General features: G+C 62.3%; 17 protein-coding genes. 11 read left to right on the top strand and 6 right to left on the bottom strand.

Annotated features, from left to right (window positions below; genetic code table 11):
- The first annotated feature begins 1 nt into the window (after window position 1).
- Entirely contained in the window at window positions 2–787 is a 786-nt protein-coding gene (locus QEN71_RS12860; protein WP_201653730.1) for an enoyl-CoA hydratase/isomerase family protein, read from the top strand.
- A gap of 43 nt (window positions 788–830) precedes the next feature.
- Complete coding sequence (locus tag QEN71_RS12855; protein WP_201653728.1) at window positions 831–2843, top strand: acetyl/propionyl/methylcrotonyl-CoA carboxylase subunit alpha; 2013 nt, start codon at window positions 831–833, stop codon at window positions 2841–2843.
- A 22-nt stretch (window positions 2844–2865) separates the two neighbouring features.
- Here QEN71_RS12855 and QEN71_RS12850 read toward each other — a convergent pair whose 3' ends face one another.
- From QEN71_RS12850 to QEN71_RS12830, 5 genes are all read right to left on the bottom strand, one after another.
- Window positions 2866–3654 carry a phosphate/phosphite/phosphonate ABC transporter substrate-binding protein gene (locus QEN71_RS12850; protein ID WP_201653725.1) on the bottom strand — a complete coding sequence of 263 codons (789 nt, stop codon included), beginning with the start codon at window positions 3652–3654 and terminating at the stop codon, window positions 2866–2868.
- A 53-nt stretch (window positions 3655–3707) separates the two neighbouring features.
- Window positions 3708–4859, bottom strand: a complete 1152-nt coding sequence (locus tag QEN71_RS12845) for a GGDEF domain-containing protein (protein ID WP_201653722.1) — start codon at window positions 4857–4859, stop codon at window positions 3708–3710.
- A 237-nt stretch (window positions 4860–5096) separates the two neighbouring features.
- A complete protein-coding gene (locus tag QEN71_RS12840; RefSeq protein WP_201653719.1) occupies window positions 5097–6287 on the bottom strand; it encodes a glycosyltransferase family 9 protein in 1191 nt (396 codons plus the stop codon).
- 127 nt (window positions 6288–6414) lie between these two features.
- Window positions 6415–8145, bottom strand: coding sequence for a ShlB/FhaC/HecB family hemolysin secretion/activation protein (locus QEN71_RS12835; protein WP_201653716.1), 1731 nt, complete (start codon window positions 8143–8145; stop codon window positions 6415–6417).
- 88 nt (window positions 8146–8233) lie between these two features.
- Entirely contained in the window at window positions 8234–10513 is a 2280-nt protein-coding gene (locus QEN71_RS12830; protein ID WP_201653713.1) for a two-partner secretion domain-containing protein, read from the bottom strand.
- Between QEN71_RS12830 and QEN71_RS12825 the strand changes: the two genes are divergently transcribed.
- The 4 genes from QEN71_RS12825 to QEN71_RS12810 all read left to right on the top strand — a co-directional run bounded on the left by QEN71_RS12825 (window position 10512) and on the right by QEN71_RS12810 (window position 15866).
- Complete coding sequence (locus QEN71_RS12825) at window positions 10512–10802, top strand: hypothetical protein (protein ID WP_201653710.1); 291 nt, start codon at window positions 10512–10514, stop codon at window positions 10800–10802. The genes QEN71_RS12830 and QEN71_RS12825 overlap by 2 nt on opposite strands.
- 119 nt (window positions 10803–10921) lie before the next feature.
- The gene (locus QEN71_RS12820) at window positions 10922–13348 is read left to right on the top strand and encodes a two-partner secretion domain-containing protein (RefSeq protein WP_201653707.1); all 2427 of its coding nucleotides are present in this window, start codon (window positions 10922–10924) and stop codon (window positions 13346–13348) included.
- A 732-nt stretch (window positions 13349–14080) separates the two neighbouring features.
- Complete coding sequence (locus QEN71_RS12815) at window positions 14081–15217, top strand: YncE family protein (RefSeq protein ID WP_201653704.1); 1137 nt, start codon at window positions 14081–14083, stop codon at window positions 15215–15217.
- A gap of 259 nt (window positions 15218–15476) precedes the next feature.
- Window positions 15477–15866: a hypothetical protein gene (locus tag QEN71_RS12810; RefSeq protein ID WP_201653701.1), complete on the top strand. Its 390-nt coding sequence runs from the start codon at window positions 15477–15479 to the stop codon at window positions 15864–15866.
- Between the two features lie 12 nt (window positions 15867–15878).
- Here QEN71_RS12810 and QEN71_RS12805 read toward each other — a convergent pair whose 3' ends face one another.
- The gene (locus tag QEN71_RS12805; RefSeq protein WP_201653698.1) at window positions 15879–16457 is read right to left on the bottom strand and encodes a DUF308 domain-containing protein; all 579 of its coding nucleotides are present in this window, start codon (window positions 16455–16457) and stop codon (window positions 15879–15881) included.
- Window positions 16458–16842: 385 nt separating this feature from the next.
- Here QEN71_RS12805 and QEN71_RS12800 point away from each other — a divergent pair, with 385 nt between their 5' ends.
- The 5 genes from QEN71_RS12800 to QEN71_RS12780 all read left to right on the top strand — a co-directional run bounded on the left by QEN71_RS12800 (window position 16843) and on the right by QEN71_RS12780 (window position 21263).
- On the top strand, window positions 16843–18072 hold the full coding sequence (locus QEN71_RS12800; RefSeq protein WP_201653695.1) for an acyltransferase family protein: 1230 nt from the start codon (window positions 16843–16845) through the stop codon (window positions 18070–18072).
- Between the two features lie 187 nt (window positions 18073–18259).
- Window positions 18260–18616, top strand: a complete 357-nt coding sequence (locus tag QEN71_RS12795; protein WP_201653692.1) for a cupin domain-containing protein — start codon at window positions 18260–18262, stop codon at window positions 18614–18616.
- Window positions 18617–18650: 34 nt separating this feature from the next.
- Window positions 18651–19373: an SDR family NAD(P)-dependent oxidoreductase gene (locus tag QEN71_RS12790; RefSeq protein WP_233471977.1), complete on the top strand. Its 723-nt coding sequence runs from the start codon at window positions 18651–18653 to the stop codon at window positions 19371–19373.
- 256 nt (window positions 19374–19629) lie between these two features.
- Window positions 19630–20796 (top strand): acetamidase/formamidase family protein, encoded by a 1167-nt coding sequence (locus QEN71_RS12785; protein ID WP_201653689.1) that lies wholly within the window; start codon window positions 19630–19632, stop codon window positions 20794–20796.
- 179 nt (window positions 20797–20975) lie between these two features.
- On the top strand, window positions 20976–21263 hold the full coding sequence (locus QEN71_RS12780) for a hypothetical protein (protein WP_201653686.1): 288 nt from the start codon (window positions 20976–20978) through the stop codon (window positions 21261–21263).

Below are 21263 nucleotides of genomic sequence, written 5' to 3'. Positions count from 1 at the left end.
GATGCAATACGACAACCTGACTCTCACGTTCGATAACAGCGTGGCCACGGTCACGCTGAATCGCCCGGACGTGCGCAACGCGTTCAACGAAGCGATGATCGCGGAAGTGACGTCCGTGTTCAAGGCGCTCGACGAGCGCGACGACGTGCGCGCCGTCGTGCTCGCGGCAAACGGCAAGGCCTTTTGCGCGGGCGCGGACCTGAACTGGATGAAGAAGATGGCCGGTTACTCGGACGACGAGAACCGCGCCGACGCGATGCGTCTTGCCGACATGCTCGCGTCGATCTATCGATGCAACAAGCCGGTGATCGCGCGCGTGAACGGCGATGCGTACGCGGGCGGTATGGGCCTGCTCTCGGCGTGCGATATCGTCGTCGCCGTGGACAGCGCGAAGTTCTGTCTGTCCGAAGCGCGCCTCGGTCTGATTCCCGCGACCATCGCGCCGTATGTGATCCGCGCGCTCGGCGAGCAGGCTTCGCGCCGCTACTTCATGACGGCGGAAGCATTCGATTGCGCGACCGCACAGCGGCTAGGCTTCGTCGCCGAATGCGTGAGCGCCGACAAGCTCGACGAAACCGTACAGCAACTCGCCGCGACATTGTGCGCGAACGGTCCGCAAGCGGTGAAGGCCTGCAAGCAGCTTGTGCATGACATCGCGGGCCGCGAGATCAGCGCGGCGTTGATCGAAGACACGGCGGTACGCATTGCGAAGACGCGTGCGGGCGCGGAAGGGCGCGAAGGCGTCGCGTCGTTCCTCGAAAAGCGCTCGCCTTCCTGGCGCGCGTAATTCGCGCGAAGCAACGGCACAGAACAACTCATCGAGACACCTCATGTTCAACAAGATCCTGATTGCGAACCGGGGCGAGATTGCCTGCCGCGTCGCCGCGACCTGCAAGCGGCTCGGCATCACGAGCGTTGCGGTCTACTCCGACGCCGACGCGAACGCGAAGCACGTCGCCGCGTGCGACGAAGCCGTGCATATCGGCGGATCGACGGCGGCGGAAAGCTATCTGCGCGTCGAACGCATCATCGAAGCAGCTATCGCGACGGGCGCGCAGGCCGTGCATCCGGGCTACGGCTTTCTGTCGGAGAACGAGGATTTCGCGCAGGCCTGCGAGAAGGCGGGCATCGAATTCATCGGACCGCCCGTCGAAGCGATTGCCGCGATGGGCTCGAAAGCAGCGGCGAAAGCGCTGATGCATTCGGCAGCCGTGCCGCTCGTGCCGGGCTATCACGGCGACGATCAGAACGCGGATTTGCTGCATCGCCAGGCCGACGAAATCGGCTATCCCGTGTTGCTGAAAGCGAGCGCGGGCGGTGGCGGCAAGGGCATGCGCGTGGTCGAGCGCACCGAAGATTTCTCGGCGGCGCTCGCGTCGTGCAAACGCGAAGCGGCGAGCAGCTTCGGCAATGACCGCGTGCTGATCGAAAAGTATCTGACGCGTCCGCGTCACGTCGAAGTGCAGGTATTCGCCGACAAGCACGGTGGCGCGGTGTATCTGTTCGACCGCGACTGCTCGGTGCAGCGGCGCCACCAGAAAGTGCTCGAAGAAGCGCCTGCACCCGGTCTGCAACCACATGTGCGCCGCGCGATGGGCGAAGCGGCTGTCGCAGCGGCGCGCGCGGTGAGCTACGTTGGCGCGGGCACCGTCGAGTTCATCATGACGGAGGGCGGCGAGTTCTACTTCATGGAGATGAACACGCGCCTGCAGGTCGAACATCCTGTGACGGAGATGGTGACGGGGCAGGATCTCGTCGAATGGCAGTTGCGTGTGGCGGCGGGCGAGCCGTTGCCGCTTGCGCAGGATCAGTTGCGCATCGAAGGCCACGCGATCGAAGCGCGCATTTACGCCGAGCATCCGGCGCGCGGCTTTCTGCCGTCGACGGGAACGCTCAAGCATCTGCGCATGCCGGAAGGCGTCGAGTTCACATTGGGCGTGGGCGGCGAGCGTGCGCCTGTTCGTATCGACAGCGGCGTGCGCGAAGGCGACACGATCACACCGTTCTACGATCCGATGATCGCGAAGCTGATCGTGCACGGCGCGAGCCGCGAAGACGCGTTGAAGCGCATGAGCCAGGCGTTGCGCGGCTGCGAAGTGGTCGGGCCGCATACGAACGTCGAGTTCCTGCAACGCATCGTGACGAGCGTGCCGTTTTCGACGGGTGATCTCGACACGGGTTTGATCGAGCGTCATCACGACGCGCTCTTTGCACCCGTCAAGAAGCCGTTCCTTGAAGCGCTCGCGCTTGCATGCGGCGCATTGATGACGCGCGAAGGCGGTGTCGCGCATGGCGCCTCGCCGTGGGATGCGCTGTCGCACTGGCGTCTGAACGGCGGCTACACGCAGACGCTGAACTGGCGCGATGTCGAGAAAGAGTCTGCATTTACGGCACTTTTCTCACGCGACGGCGATACGCGGACGCTCACACACGATGGCCGCACAGAGCCGTTCAAGTGGTGGACGGGCGCGGGCCAGCACGAATACGGCGCGACGATCGGCGATGCGCATGTGACGGGCCGTGTGTTTATCGACAACGATACGTTCCATGTGTTCTGCCGCGGCGAAGCGCTCGCATTCGAATGGCAGAACCTGCTCGCGCATGCAGCCGATGCCGAACATGGCGAAGGACGCCTCACCGCGCCGATGCCAGGCAAGGTGATCGCGGTGCTGGTCGAACAGGGCGCAGTCGTCGAGAAGGGGCAGCCGCTCATCGTGATGGAAGCGATGAAGATGGAGCACACGATCGGCGCGCCCGCAGCGGGCAAGGTGGCGGAGGTGCTGTACGGTGTCGGCGATCAGGTCGCCGATGGTGCGCAGCTGTTGGTGCTCGACGTCGAATAAGGCCTGTTTTAAGGGCTGGACGTCATGCGAGGCGCGCGTAGTTCGCTACGCGCGCCTCGTTTTCCATCTGGCGAATGCTGTCGTAGTGTTCTGCCGTCAAGTGCGAGAAGCCTTTGAGTTTCAGGCGGCGCGCACGTTCAGGCTGTGCGTTCAACGCTTCGTCGAGCGCCGCGCGCAATGCGTCGGCTTGCTCGGGCGATACCTGCTTCGATGCAATCAACGGCAGTCCCGGCGATGAACACGTGTATCTGATCTCACGCAAACGGCCTGTCAGTTCCGGATACGCTTCGCGTGCGAAAGCCATCGTCACGCAATCGATCGCAGCGACATCCGCGCGGTTCTCTGCGACCGCTCGCAGCGAGCCGAGATGCGAGCCTGTCTCCAGCGTGTCGTTAAAGAACCTGCCATCGCGCGCATACGGCGCAACCGTGTGCCGCAACGCGTTGTAGCCGCTGTTCGAATCGACGGAGTTGAACGCGGCGCGTGCACCACGGCACGCTTCGATCGAATCGAATGGCGCGTTGCTGCGCGTAACGATCACGCTCGAATAGTTCGCGCCGTCGCAACCGGACGCGTCGAACTCGGGCGTCGCGATCAGTTGCACATACTCGTTCAGTCCGAGCACATACGGATAACCGCAAGTCTGCGACAGCAGCAGATCGGGACGCCGCCAGAACGTGTGCAGATCGTCCGGTTCGATGATGTCGGCGGAAGGCTCGACACGGCGCAGCACGTCCGCGAGCAGCGCGTGCCAGTCGGCGGCGAGCGCGGGCGAGACGTTGTACATCGGCAGGGCGGCGATCTTGTTCATGCAGGCGATTCTAAACGCGGAGCGATTCGCGCGCCCGTCATCGCCAGTACGTGTCAGGCGAGCACCTTGTTGCGCCCATCGACCTTCGCCCGATACAGCGCACTGTCCGCGCGATGCAGCGCGTCGTGCAGATCGGCGTCGCCCGCTTCGATCTGCGAGAAGCCGATGCTGATCGTCCACACGGGCAGGCCGTCCGCGTGTCGGCGGCAAGCTTCGTGGATTTGCCTTGCGCAGGCGTCGGCGTACGGTGCGCGGCTTGCGGGCAGGACCGCGAGGAATTCGTCGCCGCCGAGCCGTCCGAACTCGCCGCCCAGCGACGCGACCTCCGCGCCTGCGAGACGCGCGAGCGCCTTGAGCACGTCATCGCCGGCAGGATGGCCGTGGCGGTCGTTGATCTGCTTGAAGTGATCGAGGTCGATTGCGAGCACGGTCGCGCCGGGCGCGATCAGACGCTGCGAATGCGCCTCCAGGCCCGCGCGATTCCACACGCCCGTCAGCGGATCGCGCAACGCGGCATCGCGCAGACGTTGCTGCGCGCGCTCGGCGGGCATCGCCAGCAGACCGAGATTGAGCACGCCGAGCAGCAGTTGATCGGACAGCATCGGCACGAGCGCGAGCAGATTGATGCCAGGCCCTGTCCACAGATAACCGACCAGCGTGATCGCGTAGCCGGGCAAATAGCCGAGCATCGCGATGCCTGCGAGACGACGGCCACGGCTCGGCGGCGCGAGCGCGTGCGTGCCGGGCGCACCTGTCTCGCGTGGTTCGCCGACGAGGCACGCGGCCCCCGCAATCAGCGCTGAGATCGCGACGCTCAGCGTATCGGCGACTTCCGTGACGAGCGCCGCGCGCGGGTGAGCCAGCGCGATCGTCGCGGGCACGATATGCGTAGCGACGCAGCCCGCGATGGGCAGCACCATCCACCAGCGAAAGGGCGGCTTGCCGTCGAACGCGCGCAGCCCCGAGACGATGAGCATGTTGGTCGCCGCGAGCGCGCCGAGCAGCATGCTCTTGAAGAACACGTGGCCCGGCGCGAAGTCGAAACCGACCAGCACGGCGGCATACAGCAGCGCGCTTGCGGACCAGTGCAGGCAATAGCGCTCGCCGGGCCGGTTGAAGCGCATCAACGCGAACACGAGCCCGAAGGCTGTGCTCGACAGCACGCTGCACAGGCGGAGCGTTTCGGTGTCGGGTGTGTGAAACATGAAAAGCGTCACGCTAAAAGTGGTGACGTTCAGCGAAAACAGTGCGGAAGGCGCCAACGATGGTCGATGTGCAGGACGACGGCGTTGTCATTCGCCCGCCGAAGTTCCTGCATTCGACCCCAGATTAACTAGATAGTTAAGCCATTCTACCTGCTGACGGGGCGAACGATCGTTCGCCCGTGGGGAGTGTCAGCCGTGCTGTGCCGTAGCTCGTCCAGACGTGGCGCAAACCTGAAGTCATGCCGCCGCGTCGAGCTGCGTGCGCGGCTTGTCGGGTTCGTGTTCGGCGGTGACGGCCTGCACGACGGCCTCCACGACGCGCCCTACAGCCGGCCATTCCTCCAGCCGCTCGCCCTGCGCCGACCGCTCGGGCGCGACGCTGACATAGTGCGTCGGATAACCCCAGATCGCGTCGTGTACCTCCGGCTTCGTGATGCTGCCGCCAAGCACGGCGACTGTCGGACGATGGAACGCGGCTGCGACGTGCAGCAGCATCGTCGAATTCGTCAGCACGACGTCCGCCTGTTCGACGAGCGCGAACATGCTGCGCATCGGCAGGTCGCCGGCGAGCGAGCGGACAGCGACGCCCGCACCGGCAGCGGCGATGGCTTCGGCGGCGCGCGCCCGATCCGCCGCACTGCCGACGATCACGATGTCGCACGCGTTGCCGTTCTGTTCGAGCGCCTGCGCGATCTGCGCGAGCGCAGCGCCGAGTTCGCGCGCGGGCCACGCCTTCGCCGGCACGCCGGCCCCGACGCCCGCGACGATGCGCACCGTGCGATGCCCGGCAAGCGTGCCCGTTGCCCAGATTTGCCCTGCGCGGGCGCGCTCGTCGTCGGTGAGGAAGAGTTGCGGACGCGCTTCCGGCAAGTCCGTCGCGCCCAGCAGTTCGCCTTGTGCCAGCGCGGCGCGTCCGCATTGCCGCCGCGCATACACGACATGCGCCTGACATCCGCTGTCGCCGCCGCGATAGCCGCGCACGCCGATCCGGTAGCGCGCGCCGAGCCGCATCATCAGCATGGCGCCCATGTAGCTGCCGAGCACGTCGATCGCGACATCGAAGCCGCCTCGCGCACGCAGCGCCGCGATCTGCGGCGAGGACCACAGATAGCGCAGCACGTTCTTGTGCGACCGGTCCGCGACGATCTTGTTGTTCCAGGGCGCGTCGAGTTCGACGATCTCGTCGATGTACGGATTGTTTTCGAGGATCGGACGTCCCCAGCTACCGATGCCGGCGATCAGCCGCGTCGACGGAAAGCGCTTGCGCAGCGCTTCGAAGAGCGGCGTGGTGGTGAGCAGTTCGCCGAAATCGTTCGGCCGCAGCACGAGAATGTCGCGCGGCGTATCGCGGTGCGGATCGAAGCGCGGTCGATAGAAGCGGCTCATCAGCCACACGGGCGTTTCGATCAGCTGATTTTTCCAACCCATGAGTGGCTCCAGTTCGCACGCAAGGCCGAGGCGTCTCTGCGATTGTGCCGGGTTGTGTCCGCAGCAAAACGCCGAGGTTCCGCTCTTTTCCGTCATTCGGATCGCATGCCGGGGATCAGTCGACCGTTCAGGTTCCTATCGTCAGATACAGCATCACCATCGGCGCCTTCGAGCCATCCGGCGTCGCGGCACGCAAAGGCGCGGCATAGGTGCAGCGGAAATCGACGAAGCGTGACCATCTGAAGCGCACGCCCGCGCCGACGCTTGCCAGCATGCCCGGGTTGTACTCCGCAGGCTGGTCGATGCGGGTCCAGACGCGGCCTGCATCGAAGAATGCGAACGGCTGCACGAGCACGTCGTTCGTGCCGAGCGCGAACGCGGGCGTGCGCAACTCGGTCTGCGCGTACCAGCCGCGGTCGCCGAGCACGACGTAGGGATCGTAGCCGCGCACGCTCGACTCGCCGCCGAGCCCGATTTCTTCGCTCGGCAACAGCGTGTCCGGCGTCCACTGGAACGTTCCGTTTGCCGCCAGCGTGAAGCCTTTGCCGAGCGCGAATGCGTCGGATCCCGTCAGTTGCAGATACGTGTAACGCGACGTCGCGCCTTGACGCGCCGTGTTGAACGCCGCGTCGCTGTTGTCGCCGTCGAGGCCGCCCGGACTCGCGACGAATGTCGCGGCGGCGTGCGCCGTGCCCGTGTCCTTCTGCTGGCTGATGTCGTAGACGGCCACGAACTGATGAATATGCGTGTTCGAGTTGAACACCTGAAAGCCGCCGAATTCGAGGTCGTTGTTGCTGCGCTTGAAGTCGTAACCGAACTGGATCAGCTGCGTCCAGTCGCCCGTCGACGGCAGACGCCAGTCGTAGCGTGCGCTGAACTGCGCGGAAATACCCGTCTGCCCATACGTGTTCGGCAGCCGCGGCGTGCTCTGCGCGTACACGCCGAACAGTTCGATGCTGTCGAGCCACGGCAGCGGCGCGACATAGCTGAACGCATGCGCCATGAAACGCGCGCGATTGGTCCTGCCTTCGATATCCGGATTGCCGCTGAAGAAGTCGTTGCTGGCCGTGAACTGATACGCGATCTGTTGATCGAGACCGAAGAGATTGCCGTAACCCAAACCCGCGAAGAAGCGGTCGCGGCCAAGCGAAGGCACGCCCTGATTGTCGTAGCCCACGTTCGCGCGAAGCGGCAGGCGGTCGTCGGTCTGAAGCACGACGTCGGTCGTATTCGTCGCTTCGCCGGGCGCGAAGATCGCATCGACCCGGCGATACGGATTCGCGTTCAGCACGGCAAGCCCGCGCGAAACCTGCGTTTGAAGAATCGGATCGCCGGACACGAGCGGCATCTCGCGTTCGAGCAGCGTGCTCGAAAAATAGCGGTTTCCGTTTGCGCGCACGCGGCCGAGTTTGAACTCCGCAACGTCGATATGCACGACACCGGAACTGATGTCCTGCTCCGGCACATAGACATCGACGAGCGGCTTGCCCGCGTGACGATATCGTTCGATCACCGCCTGCCGGATTTCGGCGAGACGCCCGAATGTGAGCGGCTTGTCGAGATCGGCGGCGAAGCTTTGCAGGAAATCCGCGTCCAGAACGGGCAGGGCGTTGGCCACCACGCGCTGCGCCTGTTGCGGCTGCTGTTGTTGCTGGGCGGTAGATGCGCCAGCCGGTTCGAACACGAGCCCGATGAGCCGATCGACCGCTACCTGCGACGCGTTGCCCTGCGTCTGCGCCTGAGGTTTCGATGGCGCGCTGCGCGGCGGCTGCGGCGCAGGCTGTGGCGCAACATCGCGCCACGCCTGGGCCGCAGCAGGCGTGCCATGCAAGGCCGCCGCCGCAGACGTCGCGACCATCAGCCATCGCATGGCGTCGAACGCGCGACGTCCGCTGTTTGCTGCTGACTTGTGCGTGGAATAGAGCAAGGAGTCTTCGCGGTTTCGGCTACTGAGCGGCAGGCTGCCTCAACACAGGATGCGTCGCGCCTGACGGCATCAACCAGACACCGTCCGGCCCGAAGTCGTAGCCGGCGAAGCTCGCCTTGTCGCTCATCTGCGCGGTCGTGAGTCCGTTGGTGGTCGGCAGATCGCCGCCGCTCACGCTTTGCCCCGTCGTCTCGCGGTTCCAGTAGACGTCGGGTGCGAGCGTGCCGGAGCCGAACGCGATCACGCCATGCGTCGGCATCGAGCGCGTCTGCACGGCGCCCGTCGCGAACGACTGGCTGACCGTGCCGTCGTTGATGCCGACGAGCCCCCCGCCGGATCCCGTCGAGAAAACGGGACTCACGTCACCCGTCGCATACGATTGCGAAATCGTGCCGAGGTTGTAGCCGACCAGCCCGCCGTTCGCATTGGAGCCGCTGACTGTCGCGCTGCTCCATGAACGTTCGACTGTGCCGTCGTTTTTGCCGACGAGTCCGCCGAACGTCGTCGCGTTCTGCTCGACCTCGCCCGCACGGCCTGTCGTGTGTGCGTACGCGATCACACCGTCGTTCACGCCCGCGAGGATGCCGCTTCCCACGGGGCTGGTCGAGACGAAGCCGTTCTCCATACCGACATCGCGCAGCACACCCGCCGATCCCACCACGCCGAACAGTCCCGACGAAGAGTCCTTGTGGAAGTCGTCGATATCGATCGTCGCGTTGGAGATGGTGTGCCACATGCCGTCGAATTGTCCCGTGAATGGCGTCGTATGGTCGCCGATCGGCGTGAAGGTGTGGCCCGTCGCGTCGATGTCGGTGCCGAGCGCATAGTTGCCCGCCAGATCCTGCCGGATGTTCTCCAGATCGTTCACGTTGTTGACCAGCTTGTAGCCGGTGATCTGCGTGAGCTGGCCGCTCGAAGCCGCGGCCGTCCATGACGGATTGCCGAGCAGCGTGCCCGCGCTGTACGTGCCGTTCATGTCGTACAACGCGTTGACGAGGCCCGTGCTGCGCGACCAGTCGATCACGCCGTGATTCGCGATCGAGCCCGCGTTGTCGTGACTCGCGGCGTCGGCGCGCAGAGTCAGATTGCCGCTGCCCTGATTCGCGAGCGTCGCGCCGGAGCCGACTGTCACGTTGTGATAGGCCGCGAGCGTCAGCGATGCGCCGCCTTGCCAGCCGATGCCCGCATTGACGTTCAGATCGCCGCTGCGGCCGTTCGCGCCCGTCGTTTGAACGTTGACCGAGGTTCCGTTGTTGAGCCCCTTCACGAGCGCGTTTGCGGCGTTCCTGTCGATGGTGAAGGTCGGCGTCGAGATGTTCCACTGGCGCGCGCTGACGTTCGTGCCGCCGACGGGAAACGCGAGCGTGTTCGCCTGCATGTCGACAGTGCCGCCTTTTGCGTCGATCACGCCGCCGGGCCGCACGGTGCCGTGCGCGGCGACGAGCCATACGTGACCGTCGCGGGTCGCCGTGCCCGTCGCGCGAATCGCCTCGTGATTGCCTGCCAGCGCGTAGATGTTGCCGTCGACGGATTGCAGGCTCACCTGCGCCGCCTGGATCGTGCCCGTATTGGCGAGCATGCCGCCCGCGCCAGCCTGCACGAACACCTGCTTGCCCGTCGACGAATCCTGCAGCAAGACCTGCTTCGCCACCGCCAGTTCGGCGGTGCCGTTGGGTGCGCTGATCGTGCCGTTGTTCATGATCGCGCTGCGCGCGATCAGAAAGACGTCGCCGCCACTAGAGGAAATCTTGCCGAGGTTGACGATGCCTGCGTTCGAATTCCCCGCAAGCGTCAGCGGCCCGCCGTTCATGAACGCGACGGGATCGGTGTCGAGCGTCGACGCGACGAAGCGTCCGTTGGTGGCGATCACGCCCTGCGTTCCCACGACGATGCCCTGCGGGTTGATCAGATACACGCTGCCGCTTGCCTTGAGCGTGCCGAGGATCGCGGACGGCTTGCCGCCCGTGACGCGGTTGAGCGTCGCGCCGCTGCCGTTGGCGAACACGACCTGATTGCCGCTGCCGATCGAGAAGCTGTCCCAGTTGACGACACCGCGTCCCGTCGACTGATTGACCGTCAGCGTCGAGCCATTCGCGGCAATCGACCCGTTGCCGCCGACGAACCGCCCGCCCGCAGGTAGCGGCCCGGCCGCGTGCGCAGACGCGGCGCAGCAGAAGGCCAGCATCGCGGCAACGCGCAATGTCGTGATTGGGTGGAAAGAACGGGAGGAGAGAAGGAGCGCATTCGAGCTGCGCTGGGTGCCACAGGCGTGCGATACCAGCCGTTGATTCGTGATCATGGTCCTGTCCCTGGCGATCGGTATCGTCCGCAAAACATGCGCGCATCGATACCCTGTTGTAGTGGAGGCCGGATCACTGATGGCGGGTATCGTTGGCGCGCCGGAGCCTTCGCGGTCAGCGGTATTGTGGCAGACGCTTTCAGCTTACGAATCCTTCCCCATCTCGCCCGATATCGTCTTTTTCCGCCGAAAGCACGGCGCGATTGGACATCTGCCGACAGTGTTCAAATCATTCGATGCCAGATTATTCGTAGTGCATAAAGCGTCGGAAAAAGGCGCGAAACGTTGAGATCTTGACGCGCTATCACGACGTGCGCTGCATATCGTTTCATACGCCGCGACTGAAGCATGTCCGGTCGGCCTTGCGGGTCGCAGGCATCCGTTCCGCATGAGCGGAAAGGGGGATGTATGCGACGTGCAGCCCGGGCCCCGTTCATTCGACGCGCATCGCGTCGTCACCCATCGACAGGACACGTGTGGATCGCGATCGGCGTATCGGTTGCCGAACTCGCGTTCGCGCATGCCGCACTGGCGGCGGGCGTGCTTCCGCAAGGCGGGCGCTTTGTGGCCGGCGCGGGCACGATCGCGAACCAGAGCGGCGGTCTGGTGATTACGCAGCCGGGTTCGACGCGCGGCGTGATCGACTGGAACAGTTTCTCCATCGGCCGGAACAACAGCGTGTCGTTCGACAATGGCTCGGGCGCGACGCTCAATCGTGTGACGGGCGGCTCGCCGTCGGCGATTCTCGGCAGGCTGAGCGCAACGGGCAGCCTCTACGTGATCAATCCGCAAGGCATCGTGGTCGGCCCGTCGGGCGTCGTGACCACGGGCGGACGTTTCGTTGCATCGACACTCGATGTCTGCAACTGCGCATTCATGAAAGGCGGCGATGCGCTCACGCTCTCGGGCGACTCGAATGCGAGCGTGGTGAACCTCGGCAAGATCAGCTCCAGCGGCGGCGACGTGTTCCTGATCGCGCGGCGTGCCGTCGTCAATGCCGGCGAGGTGCGTGCGCCGAATGGTTCGGCGGAACTCGCGGCGGGCAGCAAGGTGCTGTTGCAGGATTCGGCGGGCAGCCGGCAGGTGTTCGTGCAAACGGGCAGTCAGGGTGCCGTCGTCAATAGAGGCGCGATACAGGCCGCGCAGATCTCGCTGCAAGCCGCGGACGGCAACGTCTATGCGCTCGCGGGCGGCGGCACACGCATTCGCGCGACAGGCACAGGGACGCGCGACGGACACGTGTGGCTGCTCGCCGACGGCGGCCGTGTCGAGCAATCGGGCTCGATCAAGGCGACGAATGCGGACGGCAGCGGCGGAACCGTCGATACGCAAGCCGCACAACTGGCATTCGGCAAACATGCCGCCGTGCATGCAGGCCAATGGAATCTGTCGACACCTTCTTTCACGATCGACTCCGCAGCCGCAGGCGCGGTGCAGCGCAGCCTGAATGCGGGCACATCGGTCGATATCGCGACGACGGGCGCCAACGGCGCGGCGGGCGATCTGAGCGTCGCATCGAATCTGCGCTGGCAGGGCGCGGCCTCACTCACGCTTGCCGCATACAGGAACGTGTCGATCGGACAGGGCACGACCATCGCCAATCAGGGCTCGGGCAACCTGAACTTGCGCGCCGATGCATCGGCTATCGACAACGGCGGCGGCATCGCCAACCACGGCACGATCGACTGGTCGGGCAGCAGCGGCACGGTCGGCGCTTTCTACGACATAAGCGGCAGCTACCTCGCAGGCACGCAGGTACGCAACGCAGCGTGGACGCCAGGCGCATACAGCGGACAGGTCTCGCAATTCACCGGCTACAAGCTCGTCAATTCGCTGGGCGATCTGGAAGGCGTTGCGAATGATCTCGCCGGCAACTACGCGCTCGGCAAGGACATCGATGCGAGTGCAACAAGCGACGGCTCTTACATGCCGCTCGGCAATCCGAACACGCCCTTCACAGGACAATTCGACGGCCAGGGCAAAACGATCGGGTCGTTGACGCTTGCGCCGTGGGTGCCCGCCAGTCCCTACGACGCGAAGATGATGGGGCTGTTCGGCGTGATCGGCAGCGACGGCGTCGTGCGGAATCTGAACGTCAGCGGCACGGGCACACTCGGCGACAACCAGTATGTCTACATGGGCATGCTGGCGGGTCAGAACAACGGCACGGTGTTGCGCGTCAACGTATCGGGCACGCTCCACAGCGGCAGTTCCGATGCGATCGACTATTCGATCGCGGGTGGCCTCGCGGGCGGCAATGCGGGCTCGGTCCTGCGCTCGTCGAGCAGCGTGACGCTGGTGACGGGCGGCACGCTCGGCGGACTGGTCGGCGCGAATGGCGGGTTGATCGACGAATCCTTTTCGACGGGGCAGGTGGTGTCGTCGAGCTACATCAATCAGGGCGGCGGCGGGCTTGCGGGCGACAACAGCGGCACGATCAGCCGGTCGTATTCAACGTCGCCGACGAGTCTTTATGGCCGTTGCCGCGGCGCGGCGGACACGCCGTGCGGCGGCGCGGGACTCGTCGTGACCAACGAAGGGACGATTACCCAGTCGTTCGCGACGGGGCTCGTCACGCAGCCGTTCTACGAGCCGATCGGTATCGCGCGCACGAATACCGGCACGATCACGAACGATGTCTACTGGAACAGGGACACGACGACTGCAACGATCGGCGTCCAATACGGCACGACGATCCCTGACGCTAACGGACTGACGACCGCGCAGATGAGCAACCCTGCGTCGTTCGTGTCGTACGACTTCGGTCCGACGGGTGTATGGGCGATGCCGGCGGGCGCAACGCATCCTGTGTTGCGCTGGCAGGTTGAGCAGTGAAGAGAGAATTGGCAAGGCGGATACGGCTCGCCGATTGTTTTGGTATTGTCTTCGTATTGCAGTGGCCTAATAATCGATTATATTTTATCGAAGCTTAGGTTTAGCTTAAGGGGCCGCTAATTCTACTTCAGGGTATTTATTACCCGACTCATTCTTCCTTTTTCTTAAATTTGGTAACCTTTCCTTATCGTGAGGTCTTAGTGCTTTAAGGAATGAAATCGATGCCAGGCGTTTTCCCTGACCGTGAGTACTTTTCTCCCGACGGCTCTCTCGTTTCACCGGAATTCGCGCTTTCTACTGCATAACCGGGCCTTACAGAGGCGCTGGATCTCTCGCGTGCATCCGGTCGGAAGATCGGTGCACTGTCAATCTCTGTGCTATGCGGCAATCTGCCCATAGCGCATCTGCCGTCGATCAACACTTTCCATCGCTACATCAAAGCTCTAAGAGAATGCGGCATTGCATCGCGAATAGTACTGCCGCCTGGCTTGCATCGCTTCTCATTGTTATTCCGAATTTTTGCCGAACATTCAATCTTACGAATTCATCGTGTTTTCGCTGAATAGATATTTCGCTATCCATACATTCATTCGAAACTCCATATGGAAACCATCAAATTATTTTCTGTGCATTGTTACGGATCATTCCTCATCCTTACCGGCGAAACGAAGCACTGCAGCACCCAACCACTCGACGTTTCCCCACCGTTTCGCCGCTCAAAGGAGCCGACTGATGAAAAAACCGTTATTGGCCTTGCTACTCATTGCGACGGCAGTCATCGCTGGATGTGGCGGAGGAGACAACTCCAGTTCGACGCCGACACCGACGCCGACGCCATCGAAGCTGCTGACGAACATTACCGTACCCAATTCCGCGAAGCCGGCGTTCAGCTTCGATATCGGCTACACGGAAGCGGGCAGGTACTATCTGGCCGATCGAAACAACAAGGCCGTCGATGTCGTCGATACGAAATCGAATACGCTGATTGCGCAGATTCAAGGCAACTTTACCGGCGCGGGTGCGAGTACGGATGCGTCCGGGCCGGACGGCATCGTCGGCGTGACGGGAACGAACACGCTGTATGTGGGCGACGTGGATTCCGTGAAAATCGTCGATACGTCCGCAATGCAAACGGTCAAGACGATTCCGATCAGCACGTCGGGCTCGCGCGTCGACGAAGGCTGCTACGATCCCGACGATCATCTCATCATGTTCGCGAGTCCCGGCGAAACGCCGCCATACGTGACCTTCATCTCGACCACGACGCAAGCCGTCGTGTCGAAACTGGTCTTTACCGGATCGTCGGGACTGGAGGCTTGCACGTATGACCCGGCTTCGAAGAACTTCCTGATCAACAACGACGGAACAGCAGCCAACCCGGACGGCGAACTCGACATCATCGCCGCGAGTTCCGTCGTGGCCGGAACGCCCGTTGTCAGCAAGTCCTTTCCGCTCGGCAAATGCGCGCCGTCCGGCATCGCGCTCGGTCCGAATAGCGACGTGCTGATCGGCTGCGATCCGTCTGCGGGCGATCCGCTGATCACACTGATACTCGATCGCAACACAGGTTCGCAACTCGCGTCGATACCGTTCGGAGGAACGGACCAGGTCGCCTACGATCCCGCATCGAATCGCTACTTCTTGCCCGCGCGCCATTGGGTGACGAGCGGCACGGCGGCGGCGTCGGGCTTCACGCCGGAAATGGGCGTGATCGACGGCGCGACGCGCAAGCTGCTCTACACCATCGCGGTCGGCACGGGCGCGCACTCGGTCGCAATCGACAGCGGCCTCGGTCAGGTCTATGTGCCGTTCCAGCCAGGTGCCTCGGCATTCCCGAACGGTGGCATCTCCGTCTTCGCTACGAAATAGTCGAGTCGTCATTGCTTTAGCCAGTGGACAAGCAGATTGTCCACTGGTTTTTTTTCGTTTCACTGACTAACAGCTATGTGGACGTAAGGCATGAAAGGCAATTGCGGGCAACGCCCGGCAGAGGCAGCCGATTTCCTGTTGTGGCGCGAGGAAATCCGCTAGTCTGCTGATGCGTGGCTAAGCATCGGCCAGGCCTGTCGTACAAAGTTACCTCTAATAAGCCGGCCTTTCGAACCTAACGATTACTGGAGCACTTGTCATGGAAGTCCAGCAACTGGTTTCTGAATTTCTCGCGTCCGAACATGGCAGTCAGGCGACGCAGGCGCTAGCCGATCAGGGCATCAATGCCGACGACGCCCAGCAGGTGCTAGGGCAGGTAGCAGAGACCGCCCATGCTCACGTTGAAGAGCAGAGTGGCGGCCTGTTGGGCGAGCATGCGGGCAAGAGCTTCTTTGCTGCTTTCGCAGCTGGGCTCGTCAAAGGCGACGGCGTTTTCAAATCGCTTGAAGAAGGCGGGGAAGGCGTGCTGACCGGTCGTGTGGCTGAATCACTGGCGGCGCGTATGGGCATCGATCCGTCCACCGCGTCGACGATTGCGGCCGCTGCCACGCCTTATGTGGTTGCGTTTCTCAAGGAAAGGTTTGCCTGATTCGACTGCGTTTCAAGGCGTGCGGATAGCCTTGCTGCGCATCTGGCCCACCGACAGCCACACCGCGGACACGAGAAAATAGAGTGCGCCTACGGCTGCATAGCCCGCCACTCTTCCGATCGCGTGATCCAGCGGCGCGTGGGCCAGCGACACGAAAAATGCGCCCGCCAATGCCGACTGTCCGCCGCTCAGGATCATCGCCCATTGCGCGCCCATGCGCTTCCAGCGACGGACGGCAGTCGCGAGCTGAAGCAATCCGGAAAGTATCGCCCACACGCCAAACACACCCAGTACCCAGTTCAATCGCAAGGCGACGATGACGGCAATCGCTGTCGCGATGCTGATCACGGCGTTGATCGCCTGAGTACGATTGCTGGCCAGCCCTCCGCTGCGCAACGCATCGACGTAATTGGCCAGCGCATCCCAGAGGGGATACGCGATCAGCAATGCCATTGCGGCCGCCGGAAAACGCTGCCCGGCGGAGAAAGCAAGTGCGACCCAGACAGCAGAAAAAGCGGCCCGCACGATGTAATAGCGCGTGAGCCAGCGCTCTTCCTGAACTCGGGTGGAAACTTCATCGCGATCCGCCATTGCAGCTCCTTATGGATGGGTTGAACGTGCAGGCACGAAGGATCGCACTGCGCACGGCACGGCGGTATCGGTCAAATGACCGACCTTGTGTGTATCGATCTTGCTGACGGGGTCGAGTGGAAACGGAAGAATTGCCGGAAGAGACCGATACGGGCGAACCCTTGTCGTGCGGGTGCTTGCGCATTCATGCATCTGACTCTCCCCAAAAGATGCGATACGCCAACTCCTAGCGTTTTCATGTCGTCCGGCTTTTTGAACAGCGACGCGCCGTTACCATTTGCTGGAAATCAGACCCTTCCGCGCGGCACGTGCATTGCGGCGATGGTCTCGAGACAATCCGATTGCGCTTCGCCGCAGTCGACTCACCGTCGCGGGGGCGTGTGTGATGAAAGAGAAGTTCTCTGTTCTCGACCTTCTGCGGTTCGCGCTCGCGCTATACCTGACGCTGTTCCACTCGATTCATCAATATCCGCAAAGCCGCGACATTCCCCTGATCGAACTCGCCGGAATGGGCGGCTTCGTGACCAGCACATTTTTCATTCTTTCCGGCTTTATCCTCGCGCACGTCTATTTCCATGAAGCGGTGTCGATGCGGGGCGGCATCCGGACGTTCTTCGTCAAACGTCTTTCGAACCTGTACGTCATTCACTTTATCGGGCTCGTGCTGTTCTTTGCGGTGGCTATCGTCAGCACGCATGCCGTCACATCGTTTGCGTTGATGACGCTCGACGACGGGCCAGAAAAGATGGTCGCGTTGCCAGCGACAGCGACAACCTTGAACGTCGCGCTCAATGTATTGCTGCTGCAGGTCTGGAATCCGTTGTACGGTTCGATCAATCCGTCGTCGTGGTCGTTAGCGGTTTTGCTGTTTTTCTACCTGACGTTTCCATTTGCTGCTCCGCGTCTGCTGGCCGCTCGAAACAAGGCGGCGCTTCTCTGTCTGCTATGGATGCTGTATCTCGCTGCCCCTGTTCTTGCAAGCGTGATGCACTGGTACGAACCCGTGATGGTCGGCACAATCATGCGCAATCCTCTGTTGCGCTTGCCGGAGTTCTTCGGAGGCATCCTCTTATACGGGATGTTTCGCGAAGGCATGCTCTCGTCGATTACATCGTCACCCGCTCGATGCATCGTTTCGTTGGCAATGGTCACGTGTTGCTTCGTGACGGGCGCGTGGTTGATCGCACACGGCCCGGAGTATTGGCGATACCTCGTGCACAACGGCGCGATGATGCCCGCGGAGTTGGTGCTGATCGCGCTTTGCACATCGGTCAAAGTGCCTGAGAAATGCGAGAGACTCGCATCGCGTCTTGGCAATTCCGCATTGTCCATCTTTGCGATTCATGCGCCGCTGTTCATGCTCATGATCAAGGCAACCAAGCTGCTTTCGATGGGCGTATCGCCTGTTGAATGCGCAACGCACTTTGCAGCGTGCGCGGCGGCATCGAAGGATATCGTGCCGGGCATGGGCGGCTTGCCGTTGTATCTGATCGGCACGGCCATCGCAGCCGTCTATTTCCAGGAACATCTCGTCGCGCCGCTGCGCGATCTCATTCGCCGCAAGCTCTTGTCGCATAGACACACGAAAGCCGAACCGGGCACGGCCAGAGCTTGAGACGTCACGTAGCCGGAGGCCGACAGCGGCAGCCAGGCTTCCCGCGCTGACGGCGATCGCGTCAATTCACCCAGGTCCACGGTAAATTTGTCCTAGACTTCGAATGCTCCGGGCAGCTTCGATCTCTATGGGATTGTTCAGAGTATTGCCGAGTCGCCCCGTTCGTTAGATAACGAAAGGAGAAACGATGGAATGCATCGAGATATACAGTGGCGACGATGGAAACTCGCAATTCAGACCCGTCCAGCTCTTCGAGGTCAGCCCAGTCACGTTCAATGGCGTGGCCGTGTCCTTGTCGTCGGCGCAAGCATGCGAGAGCGTTCTTCTGCACGAGTTCGACAGTGACTATTTCCTCGGATGGCACAATCCGCCGTCAAGGCAATATGTCGTTGTGCTTGCAGGAGAACTCGAAATTGCCGTGAAGGGCGATGGCGACGCGCGACGCTTTGCGGCGGGCGACGTTTTCGTTGCAGCCGATTTGCACGGCAAGGGCCATACGACGCGCGCAATCCAGGCGGGCCGCGCACTGGTCGTCAACTTGTGAGGATGAGGCGATGCTACTCACGCATGCTTTGGCTGTGGTGACGGGCGGCAGCAGTGGCATTGGCTTCGCAACCGCCGAACGATTCGTCTCCGAAGGGGCACGGGTGGTGATTAGCGGACGCAATGCGGACAAACTGAAGCAGGCCGCGGAGAAACTCGGCGAGAACGCTTTGGGTGTGGTCGCCGATGCCGCAAATCCCGAGGACATGCAACAGTTATACAAGACGGCAGTCGGGCATTTTCAATGCGATGTCAACGTGGTGGTCGCGAATGCCGGTGTGTCCCGGCAAACACCGGTGGCCGAGACGTCGTTGCAGCAGTTTTCCGATGTGCTCAATGTCAATGTCGGCGGCGTCTACGTGACCGTGCGCGAGTCGTTGCCATTTCTCGGGCGGCCCGCAACGATCATCCTCGTTGCGTCGCTCGCGGCCAACCAGGGCACGAAGAATTTCTCGGCTTACTGTGCGTCGAAGGCAGCGGTGATTTCGCTCGCCAAAAGCTTTGCCGCCGAATTCGTCGAGCACGACATACGCGTCAACAGCATTTCGCCCGGAGTCGCGGAGACGCCGATCTTCGACACACTGGGAATATCCAGCGCGCAATTGGCGCAATGGTCGAATGTCATTCCGATGAAGAGGCCGGCTCAGCCCGGTGAAATTGCTGCGGCGATTCTCTTTCTCGCGTCGGATGCATCGCGGTATATGACGGGCGCCGATCTGGCCGTGGATGGGGGCATGTCGGGTATCAGCCCATTTTGACGGCCTGCTCACAGGTCCCTGCGTTTCCAATCGACCAAAAGTGTTTTTTCGTCCTGGCCATAATCGGCCAAACGCAAGGGCGATGACATGTCGCCGTCGCGTAGCTGCTATACGTGGCGTGCGAGACACGGCAGGCAAGGCCAAGACAACCGATAACTTCGACCACGAACAAAGCCGCCTCCTTCGTTGCGGTCGAGCAATATTTCGACGCAAACTCGGTGACATGACCGTGCGGTAGTTCAGGAGGTGGAAGGACATGTTCAAGACCGTCGAGATCAAAAGAAGCGGCGCCACCGCCGCATCCGACCCCGCCTGTTTCAACAGGCTCCATTGGGACATCCCTGCCATCGAGCGCGCCGCCGCTGGCGACTACATCGTGTTCGAAACACGCGACGCATTCGACAACCAGTTCGACTGGACAACTTCTGCAGAAGGCGTGGCGGAGTGCGATCTCAACCGCGTTCATCCGATGACGGGGCCCGTTCATATCGAAGGTGCGGAGCGTGGCGACGCACTTGCCGTGACGGTCGTCGATATCGACCCTGGGCCGTATGGTTATACGGTGATCGTTCCGGGCTTCGGCTTTCTGCGCGATGTGATTCCAGGGCCGTTTATCGCGCATTGGCGACTCGATCGGCTTGCCGCGATATCGGAACAGATCCCGGGCGTGCGCGTCCCGATGTGCGCGTTCCCGGGTTCGATAGGCGTATTGCCGGGAAAGCCAGAGGTGGCAGCGGCGCTCGAGCGCGAGGGCGCGCTCGCAGAGGCGGGTGGCTTCGCGCTGATGCCGGACCCGCAACGGGCATTACCGGCAGCGCTCTTCGGTCCGGGCGCGCCATGGGCCGCCGAAGGGCTTCGTACCGTGCCGCCCCGCGAAAATGGCGGCAATATGGATGTGAAGGCGATGCAGGTAGGCACGACCATCCTGTTTCCGGTTCTGCATCCGGGTGCCGGTCTCTGGACGGGCGACATTCATTTTGCACAAGGCGACGGCGAAGTTTGCGGCTCAGCCGTCGAGATGGCCGCACGCGTCACCATTAAGTGTGAGTTGCGAAAAGGCGCAGGCAAAGCGATTCGCTTTCCGCAGATCGAGGGCGGCTCTCAACTCAAGAACACAGAGCCGAGCCGCTTTCATGCCGTGACGGGAATGCCCGTTAAGGAAGCCGGATACGTGCCGCCGCATCTCGCGTATCTGGATAGCCCCAAAGTCGCTTCATTGACGAATCTCTCCGAAGATCTGACGCTCGCAACGCGCGATGCGCTGATCCGTATCATCGACTGGATGGTGGTCAACAAGAATCTGACGCGTGAACAGGCCTACGTAGTGGCGGCCGTTGCAGTGGATTTGCGAATCGGACAGATCGTCGATGTACCGAATGTAGTGGTGTCCGCTGTACTGCCGCTCGATATCTTCAAGAGCTAGGTGTGTCGGACGGAACATCGCGAAATGCATGCCACTTCCAGTTGTACATCGTTGCCTTTTGGGCCGATATCGAGTGCTTTGATGCACGCGATTTCACTGGTGTCCCGGAAGCAGAAACCTAGAATGTTCTCATGAGCTATCGGAACCTGGCCGATGCCATCGTTAAAGGAGTAGTTGTCATGAGAACGATCGTTCTACGTTTGATCGTCGTTATTGCTTGTGCAGGTCCTGCGTTGGTGTTGGCTCAGCAAAGCGCCGCACCTTCCGCCGATCAGGCAAACGATGCGCAGGCGGCACAGGCTGGTACCGGCAATGCAGCGAGTTACGGCGGTTCGACGAATGGAGCACAGCAAGCCGGATCGACACATCATCTGTTCGGCAGTATGTTTCGACATGGGAGCGGGGCCTCCGGAAAAGGACAATGCGTCGGCCCCGTCAGCTATTGCGACATATTTTTTGGCAGCTAG

Source organism: Paraburkholderia sabiae (assembly GCF_030412785.1).
In the GTDB taxonomy this organism is placed as follows: domain Bacteria; phylum Pseudomonadota; class Gammaproteobacteria; order Burkholderiales; family Burkholderiaceae; genus Paraburkholderia; species Paraburkholderia sabiae.
This window is presented reverse-complemented; position numbering and strand designations above follow the sequence as displayed.